General features: G+C 47.2%; 11 protein-coding genes. 5 read left to right on the top strand and 6 right to left on the bottom strand.

The window, feature by feature from the left end:
* Positions 1-239 precede the first annotated feature (239 nt).
* Positions 240-1,586, top strand: coding sequence for an NAD(P)/FAD-dependent oxidoreductase (locus tag KVT36_RS14810; protein WP_217604260.1), 1,347 nt, complete (start codon positions 240-242; stop codon positions 1,584-1,586).
* Between the two features lie 2 nt (positions 1,587-1,588).
* On the opposite strand, the gene KVT36_RS14805 is transcribed toward KVT36_RS14810, so the two are convergent.
* Positions 1,589-2,881, bottom strand: coding sequence for a DUF5103 domain-containing protein (locus KVT36_RS14805; protein WP_217604259.1), 1,293 nt, complete (start codon positions 2,879-2,881; stop codon positions 1,589-1,591).
* Between the two features lie 99 nt (positions 2,882-2,980).
* Here KVT36_RS14805 and KVT36_RS14800 point away from each other — a divergent pair, with 99 nt between their 5' ends.
* The gene (locus KVT36_RS14800; protein WP_217604258.1) at positions 2,981-4,213 is read left to right on the top strand and encodes an ABC transporter permease; all 1,233 of its coding nucleotides are present in this window, start codon (positions 2,981-2,983) and stop codon (positions 4,211-4,213) included.
* A 7-nt stretch (positions 4,214-4,220) separates the two neighbouring features.
* Here KVT36_RS14800 and KVT36_RS14795 read toward each other — a convergent pair whose 3' ends face one another.
* Positions 4,221-4,886, bottom strand: coding sequence for an RNA methyltransferase (locus tag KVT36_RS14795; RefSeq protein ID WP_217604257.1), 666 nt, complete (start codon positions 4,884-4,886; stop codon positions 4,221-4,223).
* A 119-nt stretch (positions 4,887-5,005) separates the two neighbouring features.
* On the opposite strand from KVT36_RS14795, the gene KVT36_RS14790 reads away from it, so the two are divergent.
* On the top strand, positions 5,006-7,444 hold the full coding sequence (locus tag KVT36_RS14790; RefSeq protein WP_217604256.1) for a BamA/TamA family outer membrane protein: 2,439 nt from the start codon (positions 5,006-5,008) through the stop codon (positions 7,442-7,444).
* 7 nt (positions 7,445-7,451) lie between these two features.
* On the opposite strand, the gene truB is transcribed toward KVT36_RS14790, so the two are convergent.
* Positions 7,452-8,132 (bottom strand): tRNA pseudouridine(55) synthase TruB, encoded by a 681-nt coding sequence (truB, locus tag KVT36_RS14785; RefSeq protein WP_217604255.1) that lies wholly within the window; start codon positions 8,130-8,132, stop codon positions 7,452-7,454.
* Between the two features lie 70 nt (positions 8,133-8,202).
* Here truB and KVT36_RS14780 point away from each other — a divergent pair, with 70 nt between their 5' ends.
* Positions 8,203-8,994, top strand: coding sequence for a bifunctional 2-polyprenyl-6-hydroxyphenol methylase/3-demethylubiquinol 3-O-methyltransferase UbiG (locus tag KVT36_RS14780; RefSeq protein ID WP_217604254.1), 792 nt, complete (start codon positions 8,203-8,205; stop codon positions 8,992-8,994).
* Positions 8,995-9,029: 35 nt separating this feature from the next.
* Here the strand turns inward: KVT36_RS14780 and KVT36_RS14775 are convergent, their stop codons facing one another.
* From KVT36_RS14775 to KVT36_RS14765, 3 genes are all read right to left on the bottom strand, one after another.
* Positions 9,030-9,764 carry a shikimate dehydrogenase gene (locus KVT36_RS14775; RefSeq protein ID WP_217604253.1) on the bottom strand — a complete coding sequence of 245 codons (735 nt, stop codon included), beginning with the start codon at positions 9,762-9,764 and terminating at the stop codon, positions 9,030-9,032.
* 124 nt (positions 9,765-9,888) lie between these two features.
* Positions 9,889-10,653: a phosphosulfolactate synthase gene (locus tag KVT36_RS14770; RefSeq protein ID WP_217604252.1), complete on the bottom strand. Its 765-nt coding sequence runs from the start codon at positions 10,651-10,653 to the stop codon at positions 9,889-9,891.
* 227 nt (positions 10,654-10,880) lie between these two features.
* Complete coding sequence (locus KVT36_RS14765; RefSeq protein ID WP_217604251.1) at positions 10,881-12,305, bottom strand: tetratricopeptide repeat protein; 1,425 nt, start codon at positions 12,303-12,305, stop codon at positions 10,881-10,883.
* 152 nt (positions 12,306-12,457) lie between these two features.
* Here KVT36_RS14765 and KVT36_RS14760 point away from each other — a divergent pair, with 152 nt between their 5' ends.
* A complete protein-coding gene (locus KVT36_RS14760) occupies positions 12,458-12,835 on the top strand; it encodes a hypothetical protein (protein ID WP_217604250.1) in 378 nt (125 codons plus the stop codon).
* Positions 12,836-12,919 lie beyond the last annotated feature (84 nt).

Here is a 12,919-nt window from a genome sequence, read left to right as displayed (position 1 = left end):
TCCATCCCTCTTTCAATCCTCCAACCTATCCTTTCTTCAATCCTTCAATATTCTCCAGCTCCCCTCACTCCCTTTCTCCAATCCCCATTCCCCCTTTTCTAAACATATCTTTCATTATTTTCTGAAAGTTTTGTAATTTTGATACGTAATTAAATCCGAAAGACACTATCGCTGGTACAGCATTTGTCGCCTGTTGTAGTGCAATACGCTAAGATTGTCTCATCAATAAATAATTTGTTATGATGCAGCCCAACATTCCGGAAACCAGCTTACCCCGTGTAGTGATCGTAGGCGGTGGTTTTGGAGGCATTAACCTGGCTAAAAAGCTCCGCAAAGCCCCGGTACAGGTGGTTTTGCTTGACAGGAACAACTATCACCTTTTTCAACCTCTTTTATACCAGGTATCTACCGCCGGGCTAGAGCCGGATAGTATTGCTTTCCCATTACGTGGCATTTTTGGTACTCAAAAGAACCTGCATTTCCGCATGGCCGAAGTAAAAGGCGTGCGGCCTGCAGAAAATATACTGGAAACCGGCATTGGAGAGATCCGTTACGATTACCTGGTGCTGGCCACCGGCAGCAATACCAACTTCTTCGGCAATAAGCTGATAGAAGAGCATGGCATAGGTATGAAATCACTGATAGAAGCAGTTCAGATCCGTAACTATGTAATAAAACAGTTTGAGGAAAGCCTCCTGCTTACTGATGAAGCAGAGGTAAAAGCCAAGCTCACCTTTGTAATAGTTGGTGGCGGCCCTACCGGCGTGGAAATGGCAGGCGCCATTTCTGAGCTGCGTAAATATATTCTGCCTAAAGATTACCCCGAGCTGCCGCTTGACTGCATGGAAATTTACCTGGTAGAAATGGGGCCCCGCCTGCTGCCTGCCATGAGCGAATTCTCATCCAATAAAGCCCAGGAAGGTTCTGAGCGTATAGGCATTAAGGTATTGGTGAATACCACGGTAAAGGACTATGATGGGCAAACATTACTGCTGGGCAACGGTGATAAGATAGCTACCAAATCACTCATATGGGCAGCCGGTGTTAAAGGCGTACCTATTAATGGTTTTGAAAAGGATATTATACTACCTAACGGCCGCATTATGGTGAATGAGTTTTGCCAGGTGAAAGGATATGAGAACATACTGGCTATTGGCGACATTGCCCAAATGACCAATGATCCTAAATTCCCACGGGGTTACCCCATGGTAGCGCAGGTGCCTATACAACAAGGGAAGCTGGTAGCAGAGAACCTGACCAAACGTTTAAGAGGCACCAACATGCTGCCTTTTAAATACAAAGATCTTGGTAACCTGGCTACCATTGGGCGGAACAAAGCCGTAGCAGAAATTGGTAAAACAAAGTTAAGCGGGCGTTTTGCCTGGTTTATCTGGGCAGTTGTGCATCTTATGAGCCTGCTGGGTTTCCGCAATAAAATGGTGGTATTGATCAACTGGTTTTACCGCTACTTTACGTTTGACCGCGGTACCCGCATCATCATTAAACGCGGCGCTGCCAATATTGTAAAACTACGGCAAAGCGTGCTGCAGCAGGAAGCTGAAGTACCCCAGCCGGAACACTTGTAGGTTTATTTCCTGTTAAGTATGCTGTTCAGGTTCACCATTCCTACCAGTTCATCAGCACGGCCGCCCAGAGCGCGGTAGTATATGAGGATGGTATAATTATTTTCGGCCTCCCAGCTGTCGCCTTCCGTATATTCTGTACTGAACTTGCTGTTGGGTACTGTTTTATCGATCAGGCCATAGATATAATTATAATATCCCTGCTTCAGGAACAGGGTGCCTTCATACGCGCCTTTATCAGGGTTGTACACCATTTTATTGCTCTCATTAAACTCATAGCTGGTTAGCTCCCCGAAAATGTACATGTCGTACCCCGCATACGGCTCCCGGGAAGGGAATGTAAAATGCACCGCCGCATAATCCCCTTCAAAATTAGGATCATAATCATCCAGGGTGGCCAGCTGAAAACGGCCGTTAATATCTTTAATAAACTGGTACATCGTGTTGGCCCGCGCTATATCCGGCCGGGCATAAATATCTGTACCATTGCGCCGGTAGTCCGATTTTTCTACCCGCTCTGTTTGCAGGCGAAAGCTGCGCAGGTCTATCCAGCGCCATTCCTTACCCGCCGGGAACACGCAGTCCACCTCCGTATTATAAACAATTTCCGATCCCTTCAGGAACATGGGTTTAATATTACTGATAGCATTATCCCAGCGGTAGTTCTGAAGTATGTATATCTTGATCTGGTCAAAAGGATTGTTGATATTCAGCCCGCCGGTAGTAATGGAAAAGTTTACTTTCTGGCTGGTGCGGAACAGCTTGGGACTTACCGGCTGCTGTATAAAACCGGCTACGCCTGCCTTATTATCCGCCACCATCATACGGCGGGTAAAGGCCAGCTGGCTGGTATCACTGTCCAGGTACACCATCAGCAGGTAGTTGCCTGATTTTTTCGGGTAGCTGTTGCTGTTAGGTACGGATACACTATAATGTGTGTATTTCTGTAAAGCAATGCTGGAAAAGCGGTAGTTCTGTATGCGGTTCTCTGAAAAGCCCTGCAGGTAATCAATGGTGTTCACCTGCGCCCGGCTCCAGTCGGCATTACATAAAACAAAGGAGTAGTAATAGTTCTTCGTATCATTATCCAGGTCATCAAAGCTCAGCTCCAGTTTCTCGCTGGAGTTAAGCTGTATCACCGGAAGGCTCAGCGGATCGCCGTTGGCACTGAATTTCACCGATTTAATGTTGTTGTAGTAAATATGGTCCGGTGAGGGGGACGTTTCCTGTGCAGCAGCAGGGTAGGTGGCCAGCAGCTGCCCTGCCATCATCAGCAGGAAAAGGCATTGTATCTTCATAACACTTAAATAGAGGGTTTAAGTTACAACTATTCCTTCATCATTTCCCCATTACCTTCCCGCTCAATTCTCCTCTTTTTTCCGTTTCTTCGTACCATCATGCGTTTATCTTTCTTTATCGCCAGGCGGATCGCATTCAACAAAGGATCTTCCTTTTCAAGGTTCATCATCAACATTGCCATTATTGCCACTGCCATCAGCGTAGCGGTAATGATACTGGCTACTGCGCTGGTGAATGGCTTTCAGCAGGTGATACAGGAAAAGATCTTCAGCTTCTGGGGCCACATTCATGTAACGCAGTACCAGGTTAATGCAGGACCGCTTACAGAACAGATCCCTTTTATGGCAGACAGCTCCCTGGCTGATAGCATTAGCCGTATACCCGGTGTAACCGCCGTAAATGCCTACGCTACCAAATCGGCTATCCTTAAAGCAGAGAAGGATATTGAAGGCGTGATCTTTAAAGGAGTGGATGCCCGTTATAACTGGCAGCACCTGCAGCGTTTCCTGGTTCAGGGCCGGCCTATTCATTATACAGACAGCAGCTACGCGCCGGAAGCTATTATTTCCGTAAGCCTGGCAAAAGAGCTGCAATTAAAGCTGAACGATAAGATCATTGTATACTTTATACAGGGCGGCGGCCAGGCCCCCCGTGCACGTAAGCTAACGGTAACGGGCATATACAAAACCGGCATTGAGGAATATGATAAAACCTACATCATTGGCGACCTGGGACTGATCCGCAAGCTCAATAACTGGAACCCCACGGATATTGGAGGATACGAGATCTTTGTGAAGCGCTACCAGGATATGGATGATGTGGGGCAGGTGATCTATTCCCAGATCCCGGAAAAGCTGTTTGTACGCACCATCCGGGAAATATATCCCAACATCTTCGACTGGCTGCGCTTACAGAATAAAAATGAGGTGATCATAGTGGTGATCATGACCATTGTAGCAGTGATCAACATGATCACCGCCATCCTGATCCTGATCCTGGAACGTACTAATATGGTGGGTGTTGTAAAGGCATTGGGCATGCGCAACTGGCATATTCAAAAAGTATTTATTTACCAGGCAGGATATATTGTACTAAGTGGTTTATTGCTGGGGAACTTGATGGGGCTGGGTTTGGCCTTCCTGCAAAAAGCAACCGGCTTTTTCAAACTACCGGAAGAATCCTACTATATGTCTGTGGCCGCCATTGACCTGCGCTGGTGGGAAGTAATGCTCATTAACATCTCTACCTTTGGCATTTGCATACTGGTATTACTCATCCCCTCTCTCATTATACGCCGTATTACACCCGTAAAAGCAATCCAGTTCAAGTAAATAATAATTAATTCAAAAGCAGCCTTCCACAAATAATTCCCGTTGCCACTGCGGCATTCAGGCTCTCTGCGCCGCCCAGCCTGGGAATAGTGATGCGGTATTTACAAAGGTCAATTACCGGCTGGCTAAGGCCCCGCGACTCATTGCCAATGAGTATGATACCTTCTTTAATGGGCGCAAATTCAACAATATTCTTTCCCTGCAAAGTGGCCGCATAAGCAGGTACATTGGCCTGTTGCAGCAGCGGGATAATATCATGCTCCACTACCTGTACCCGCGCAATACTACCCATGGTGGCTTGTACGGTTTTAGGATTATAGGCATCCACGCAATCCGGCGAACAGATCACCTGCGGAATACCAAACCAGTCGGCTATACGAATAATAGTACCCAGGTTGCCCGGGTCCTGTATAGTTTCTAATGCCAGCGCTACGGTACCGCTTAGATCACCCTTTGCCTTTGCAGGCGGTATAGGTAGCAAGGCCATGGCGCGGTTAGGCGTAGTGAGTGCAGACAGTTGTTTTAGCAACTGCGGCTCCACTTCATGTACCTTGGCAGCAGGAAGTGTGGCCGCTAAAACATGCTGCTCATCCAGCCAATCAGCCGTTGCATATACCTCCTGTACAAGCCCTGCCTGCAGCAGCTCCTGCACAATCTTATCGCCTTCCGCCATGAACTGACTGTATTTTTGGCGGTATTTTTTATGCTGTAATGATTGAATATGCTTAATTTGCGCCTTTGACAACATGGTGTCAAAACTATTTAAAAAATATCATAATTGTTTTCACCGAGATGCAGCCGCCACATAGTTCCCATTCTTTTAACCTGAACTATACAACAGTACTACTGATTGCCCTGCTAACGCTGGCCGCCTGCTCCAATACCAAATACCTGCAAAAAAATCAGGCCCTTTATGTTACCAGTGATGTAAGCGTAAAAGGGGAAGGCCTGGTATCTGCCGACCGGCAGGACCTCCGCAGCTCTCTCAGCTCCAAGCAGCTAATGCTGCAACAGGCCAATACCAAGTTTGTAGGTACCCGCATCAAAACATTCCTGTACAACGAAAAGTATAACGAAAAAAAATCCAACTGGTTCTGGAGCCTGATCCTGGCTCCGCGCAACCTGGAAGCGCCGGTGGTGTACGATTCCCTTAAAACAAAAGAATCCCTGCAGCGCATGGTAAGCTACCTGAATAACCAGGGTTACTTCTATGCCACCGCTACTTATACGGAAAAGATCAAACGCCAGAAAGCCAGTGTTACTTACTATGTAAATACCGGTAAGAACTTTATAGTGAACAACATTTACTACGATGTTAAAGATTCTGCCATACATAAGCTGGTAACAGGTGCAGCCGCTTTTTCCCTGATCAAAAAGAACACGCCTTATAAGCAGGATGCCCTGGTAAGTGAGCGGGAACGCCTGATGCGCCTGGTAAAAAATGCCGGTTACTTTAAGTTCAGCCGCGATGCCATTGAGTTTGAGATAGATACCCTGCATAAAGCGCTGTTCCGCAACCCGCTGAACCCTTTTGAAGGCATCACCAACATCTTTAATGAGCGTAAAGGGCTGGAAAAACCCACCATGGATATTACGGTGCGCATCAAGAACCCCGAAGATACACTCACGGCCTGGGAACGTTATTACATAGATTCTATTTACGTGTACCCGGATTTTCCGATCAATGGCAACCCCGCCGATACCGGTTTTAAGACCGATAACCGTAAATACATCACCATCCGCTCTAAACAGGAAATACTGCAGCCCAAAGTGCTGTCGCGCTCTGTGTTGTTACGCAGTGGCGATCTGTATTCCCAACAGCAGCAAACCAGCGCCATTAACCGCCTGTATGATCTGAACATCTGGCAGTTTGTAACCCTGCAGTACAAAGAAAAAAAGGATACCGCCAATAAGCTGGACGCCTTCCTGTACATGACGCCTAAACGTAAACAGGAGCTGGGCGCCAACTTTGAGGTAAGCACCAGTAGTGACTACCTGGTGGGTAGCGGTGTAAGCTTCAACTACCGGCACCTGAATGTAAACCGCGCCGCCAACCAGCTGGGCGTAAGTTTGAATGCAGGATTGGAAATGATCCGCAACCAGGATGATGCCTTTGTGTTACAGGCCAAACAGCTGGGCGGACAGGTAGACCTGATGTTTCCGCGGTTTATTACACCTTTCCGCATCCGCAGCAGCAACCGCGCCACCATCCGCACCCGCCTGAGCGCCGGCTGGGATTACCTTTCCAGGATAGACCGTTTTAAGATCAATAACATCAACGCCTCTTTTGGATATGAGTGGAATGAAACTATTTACAAACGCTGGATCGTAAAACCCATTTCGCTTAACTACGTGGGTGTAAGCCTGAACCCTGATTTCCGGGACACGGTAGTAGCCCAGAACCCTTACCTGAAAAGGAGCTTTGAACCGGCATTCATTGGCGGTGAGAACATTACCTACATTTTCAGCAATAACGATGTGCTGCATAAGTGGCATAACTCCTACTTCCGTGCTAATATTGAAGAATCAGGCCTGTGGCTCAATGGCATTAACAGTATTATGAACGGTATTACCGGTAATAAAAGCAACCTGGAATCCGTAACCGGGTTAACGATCTCCAACTTTGTAAAGCTGGAGGCCGATTACCGGCACTACTGGAACATAAATCTGCACAATACCCTGGCCTCCCGTGTATACGGCGGCGTGGGCATCCCCTATGGCAAGTCGGATGTACTACCCTATATACGGCAGTTCACGTCAGGCGGTCCTTTGAGCATACGCGCCTGGCGCCTGCGTACCCTGGGCCCCGGCTCTTATAAAGACTCTTCTGCTATCGCCAGGATCTTTCCCGACCAAACCGGTGATATGAAGCTGGAAGGCAATGTGGAGTTCCGCTTTGATATGCTGCGCATGTTCAACGGCAGCGTAAACCTCAAAGGCGCTACCTTCCTGGATATTGGTAACATCTGGATGTTGAGTAAAGATGACCTGCGCCCCGGCGGCGAGTTCCGCCTGAACAAGCTGTATCATGACCTGGCAGTAGGTACCGGCGCGGGTTTGCGCCTGGATTTCACCTTCTTCCTGGTGCGGCTTGACTGGGGCATTCCGCTGAAAGTACCCTACTATACCGGCCAGAAAAGCGGCTGGTATATTGGTGAATGGGACCTGGCAGATCCCAAATGGAGAAGGGAAAATATTATCTGGAACGTAGCGATCGGGTACCCGTTTTAATTACGAATTACTTCTTATAGTTTTCAATAAACTCACTCACCTCTACCGCGTCTTCCAGCTTAAATTCCCCGATGCGCGTTCTGCATAAGCTGCTCAGGTAAGCGCCACAGCCCAGCGCAGCACCGAAATCATTAGCCAGTGAGCGAATGTAGGTACCTGTGCTGCACACCACGCGAAAAAATACCACCGGCATTTCAATTTTAGTGAGCTCAAATTCTTTGATGAAAATATTGCGGGGCTCCACCTTTACTTCCACCCCCTGCCGGGCCAGGTGATAAATGGGTTTGCCGTTTTGCTTAATGGCGGAGTGGATGGGCGGCAGCTGTTGCTGCTGTCCCATAAAACGCTGCGTGGTGGCGTGTAACAGCGCTTCATCAATACCAGCAGTGTCTTTAAATTGTTCGGGAGCAGATTCCAGGTCAAATGTAGGAGTAACAGCACCTAAGGTAAAAGTGCCGGTATATTCTTTTTCCTGCGCCTGGTATTCATTGATCTTTTTAGTCATTTTACCGGTACAGCAAATGAGCAAACCGGTGGCCAGCGGGTCCAGCGTGCCGGCATGTCCTATTTTGGCTTTGGTGGTGTTACGGATCTTGCGCACTACATCAAAAGAGGTCCAGTGCAGGGGTTTATTCATCAACAGCACCTGTCCTTCCTCGTAAATATTTTTTTCCTGGTTCTGATTCATGGCGCAAAGATAATGAACCATGCCAGCCCACAACTTGCACCTTGCCGCTTTTTTATTATTTTAGCACCTTATGGCCTTACAACAGCATAAAGACGCCAACCTCCGGTACCAGCAACAGGTAGATAACTCGCGCACCTACGTACTTCCGTTCATTGAACAGGCCATGCCTTTAGTGCCCGGTATGCGCGTAATGGAAATAGGCTGCGGGGAAGGCGGTGTATTAACACCCCTGCTGGAAAAGGGCTGCCAGTGTGTAGGGGTAGACCTGGATCCCATCCGTATTGAGCTGGCCAATAATTTCTTAAGTAGTTATGTACAGAGCGGGCAGCTGCGCCTTATCTCCAAAAATATTTACGACGTTGATTTCCTGGGTGAGTTCAGAAATTCTTTTGATCTCATCATCCTCAAAGATGCTATTGAGCATATCCCGGATCAGTCAAAGATCATTGGTTACCTGAAAAACCTGCTCACACCCAACGGGCAGGTGTACTTTGGATTTCCGCCCTGGTATATGCCGCATGGCGGCCACCAGCAGATTTGTAACAGCAAGGTATTAAGCATGCTGCCTTACATACATTTGCTGCCACGCCCTTTATACCGCGCATTGCTGAAAGCAGGCGGTGAGCATAGCAGCACCATACAGGAGCTAATGGAAATAAAGGATACCGGTATTTCTATTGAACGTTTTGAGAAAATAGTGAAGCAGCAGGGATTTACGGTAACACTTAAAAAACATTACCTCATTAATCCTATTTATAAATATAAGTTCGGGCTGCAACCCCGCACCCAGTGGGGCCCTGTAACACACTTACCTTTTGTGCGGAACTTTGTAACTACCTGCGTATACTATCTGATTAAGTAATGCCGGTATATTAATTCTTAATTATTCATTATTAATTACGGCTTCTCATTCCATATCTCCCAGCTGGCCTCCGCCTGCAGCACCAGCATTTCATGGCCGTTCTTGGTAACAGCTCCCTTTGCCGCACCTTTTTGCAGGAACAATGTTTCAGCAGGATTATAGATCAGGTCATATAACAAATGATGACGGGTAATAGCATCATACGGCAGTGCAGGCGCCGCATCTGTTTGCGGGTACATGCCTACGGGCGAGGTATTAATGATGATCGTATGCATTTCAACAACAGTGGCATCCACTGCCTCATAAGCCACGGTGCCGGGTTGCGCGCTGCGGCTTACTACGGTAAAGGGAATGTTCAGCTCTTCCAGCACAAACATTACGGCTTTGGCAGCACCGCCTGTGCCCAGTACCAGCGCATGGGTATGATGCGGTTTTATTAACGGCAGTAAAGATCTTTTAAAACCAATTACATCCGTATTAAATCCCATTCTTTTACCCTTATGAAAACGGATGCAGTTCACCGCTTTTATTTGCTCTGCGGCAGGGCTAAATTCATCCAGGAAAGGCAGTACCGCTTCTTTATAGGGAATGGTAACGTTAATGCCATACAGGTCTGTACGTTCCAGCAATGCCGGCAGCTCACTGATGCTGGTTAGTGGAAAATTCTCATACACACAGCCGGTGATCCCTTCCCGCTGGAATTTCTCTGCAAAAAATCCTTTGGAAAAAGAATGGCTCAACGGGTAACCGATTAGACCGTATACTTTCATGAATTTTCAATTAGGAATTACGAATTACGAATTGTGTACCTGAAAAGGCAGGTTTCCTGCATAAAAGTAAGATACCTATTTTATTGCAGTACCTAATTCGTAATCCGTAATTGACAATTCGTAATTATTCTTTATCAAGGAATAGGTGGAACGTATCACCACGCAGGCCTATACGCATAGCTTCCAGGGCTATTACTTCATGCGGGGCCAGGTTGCCCAGGTTCACATTACAGCCTACCAGCTCCAGGAAGTAGAGCTGCTGCGCTTTTTGCGGTGCTTCCCAAATGATCTTTTCTGCCGGGATCTGTGTTAATATTTCCTGTACCAAACCTTCACGTACCTCGCCGCTGCCGCGGTAAATGCCTACGTTACCGCTTTCGCGGGCTTCGGCAATTACATAGGTGGCGCCGGCTTCCAGCTCTGCACGCATCAGCTCTATCCATTTATAGGGAGGAATGATATGTTCTGCATCTTTGGACCCTACTTCGCTCAGCACCAGCCCCAGTTTGGACAGCTTTTCAATATAACCGCACTTTTCCGCATGCGGTATGGTAATGGAACCATCGGACACTTCCATGTAGGTAATGCCGTAGTCCTGCACCACTTTAATATATTCATTCAGCTGGTTGCGGATCAGGAAGGCTTCAAACAGGGTGCCCCCAAAATACACCGGTATGTTATGCGATTGGTATAGTTCTATTTTTTCCCGCAGCCGGGGCGTAACAAAAGAAGTGCCGAAGCCCAGCTTCAGTATATCCATATGAGGTGCCGCCACTGACAAAAAGTTGCGGGCTTCTTCCACGCTAAGGCCTTTATCCATTACCATGGTTAACCCATGGGTGCGGGGCTGCTTTGTACGGTCCGGGAGCTGAGTAAGATTGAAATTCATGCTGTCTGTTATTTATGCCAAGTCAAACCAAAGTGGAAAACCGGCGCAAAAATAAGAACTATCTCTAATTTATAAGCTGCTTTTCGGCAGGGCAGCCAAACAACAGGATTAATTTATGATTATGCATTCCCGCATGCCCCTTAAACTCCGTTTCAACACATTTCCCTAAAAAAACGAAAACCTGTCCCAATGGATCGGAACAGGCACTTATCTTTAATTTTTATCTTTTATTTTTTTTTCTTCCTATACCGGGCTATCAGCTCTACCACGCTGGTATGCTGCAAAAGCGTAGGGTCCAGCTCCACCATCTTTTTCAATTGACGGGGGGCCAGCTGCAGCGCGGTTTCCAGCTGTATCAGGCCTTCTTTGGTACGGCCGGTTGTGATCAATACCGCTGCACGGAAATAAATAAATACCGGCTTGCGGCCCAGCTTCTGCTCGCCCTCATCCAGCTGCACTATGGCTTCATCAAAAAAGCGGGCTACATACAGCGCGCGGATAAACTCCTGCCAGGTGGTAACACTTTGCGGTTTAATACGCAGGGCGCTCATAAACTGGATCAGCGCATCTTTATTCTTGCCCAGCTCCAGGTAACACTGGCCCAGGGCTATGAAATATTCAGAGCTGCCTTTGTTGATCTTAAGCGCGCTGGCGATGGATTTTACGGCATTTTCCCAGTTGGCCTCCATCATATAGGCAACAGCTATCTTATAATACAGCTTATCATCCTGCGGGCTTAAGTGCGATGCCTTGCGGTAGTAATAGCGGGCCTGGGTAAATTTGCGCATCTTCTCGTAACAGTGACCTATGGCTTCATAGATCACGTCTTCCGGTTTGGCTATTTCCAGGTGTTTCTGCAACACTTCAATAGCTTCCTGGAACTTACGGAGGCGGATATACGCATCGCCCATATTGCGGTAAGCGTAGTCGAACTTTTCATCAATGGCTACAGCATACAAATAGGCATCTATGGCCTTTTCATACAGCTTTAGCCCCTGGTAGGCAGTACCCAGGTTAAACCAGGCCAGCTGGTTATACGGGTGGTCGTTAATGATCTGGGTATGCAGGCGGATGCTTTCTTCATTGCGCCCGGTATATTCCGTCCAGAAGCAGATCTTATGGAGGGCTTCCTCGTTATTGGGATCATGCTCCAGGGCTATTTTCAGGCAGTCAAATACGCGGTCAAACTCCTCCCAGTCATCATACACATCCGCGAGCTCCAGCAGCAGCTCTGTGCGGTCATCCCCGTCAAACTGTTTGATCTGCTCCTCCAGCACCGAAGCAGCTTTTTCGTGCTGGTTGAGGGCCAGGTAAATATCCGTTTGCAGGATGTACAGGTTAATATCCGTACTGTCCAGGATAGCGGCCTTTTCCAGCAGCTCCAGCGCATCCGGGTATTTCTTGGTTTCTATAAGGAGGTTTGCTTTTTTCAGTAAAAGGGTGGATGAGTAGGGAAACTGTTCGATAGCTATTTCTGCCGCCTGAATTGCATTCGGCAGCTCGTCATGCTCATCGTAGTAGTCGATGATCTGCTCAAAGGAATCTTCGTCTAAAAAGGAATGAGACTGGCCAGCTCTGAGGTTTTCAAACTGCTGCAACAAGTCTCTAAGCTCCTCAAAATCCTCGTTAAATAATGGAAAGTCTTGATTCATTATTGTAAATATAATACTTTTATTGAACCACGCAAATGCAGACAAAAGGACGCCATTCATGGAATTTTTAACAGATTTTTAGGAAATAGTTGTAAATTGCGTTAAGAATTTGTTATATGATATATTGAAAAGTTTGTACATTTGTAGATACAATGAAAACGAGAACCTTCATATTGCAGTCTTTTTCATTGACCTGTTTATTGGCAGGCATGTTGATTTGCTGCGTGCTGACCGCACGGGCAAACGACCTGGCGCTTAACAGTGATAAAGACAAAGTGGCTAAAAAGACGGAAAACCGCTTTTTACTGGGGGCCATGCCCAAAACTAACCTCAGCCTTGATGGTTTCCGCTACAGCGGTACCTTAAGCTCTGAGTTTAAGCTGACATCCTCCACTTCCTGGAACATTAAGTCCGTAATGACCTATAAAAAAGGGAATGTAACGTTCGTACTGCCGTACAATGTGCAGGTACAACAGCCCACTAACATGCAGCAGTTCCATAAATTGCGGATCCTGTTGCCTTTAAAATAGCGCTAATAAGTTTTAACTTATAAAAAAGAAAGCCTGGAACCATGTTCCGGGCTTTTTATTAGTACAAACCCTCTTAACGTCCCC

The organism is Chitinophaga sp. GbtcB8 (assembly GCF_019091455.1).
GTDB lineage: Bacteria > Bacteroidota > Bacteroidia > Chitinophagales > Chitinophagaceae > Chitinophaga.
This window is presented reverse-complemented; position numbering and strand designations above follow the sequence as displayed.

Coding starts and splice junctions, on each gene's coding strand:
- KVT36_RS14805 (WP_217604259.1), bottom strand. CDS start 2,881: ATGAAGATACAATGCCTTTTCCTGCTGATGATGGCAGGGCAGCTGCTG.
- KVT36_RS14775 (WP_217604253.1), bottom strand. CDS start 9,764: ATGAAAGTATACGGTCTAATCGGTTACCCGTTGAGCCATTCTTTTTCC.
- KVT36_RS14800 (WP_217604258.1), top strand. CDS start 2,981: ATGCGTTTATCTTTCTTTATCGCCAGGCGGATCGCATTCAACAAAGGA.
- KVT36_RS14795 (WP_217604257.1), bottom strand. CDS start 4,886: ATGGCGGAAGGCGATAAGATTGTGCAGGAGCTGCTGCAGGCAGGGCTT.
- KVT36_RS14810 (WP_217604260.1), top strand. CDS start 240: ATGATGCAGCCCAACATTCCGGAAACCAGCTTACCCCGTGTAGTGATC.
- KVT36_RS14780 (WP_217604254.1), top strand. CDS start 8,203: ATGGCCTTACAACAGCATAAAGACGCCAACCTCCGGTACCAGCAACAG.
- KVT36_RS14790 (WP_217604256.1), top strand. CDS start 5,006: ATGCAGCCGCCACATAGTTCCCATTCTTTTAACCTGAACTATACAACA.
- KVT36_RS14760 (WP_217604250.1), top strand. CDS start 12,458: ATGAAAACGAGAACCTTCATATTGCAGTCTTTTTCATTGACCTGTTTA.
- truB (WP_217604255.1), bottom strand. CDS start 8,132: ATGAATCAGAACCAGGAAAAAAATATTTACGAGGAAGGACAGGTGCTG.
- KVT36_RS14765 (WP_217604251.1), bottom strand. CDS start 12,305: ATGAATCAAGACTTTCCATTATTTAACGAGGATTTTGAGGAGCTTAGA.
- KVT36_RS14770 (WP_217604252.1), bottom strand. CDS start 10,653: ATGAATTTCAATCTTACTCAGCTCCCGGACCGTACAAAGCAGCCCCGC.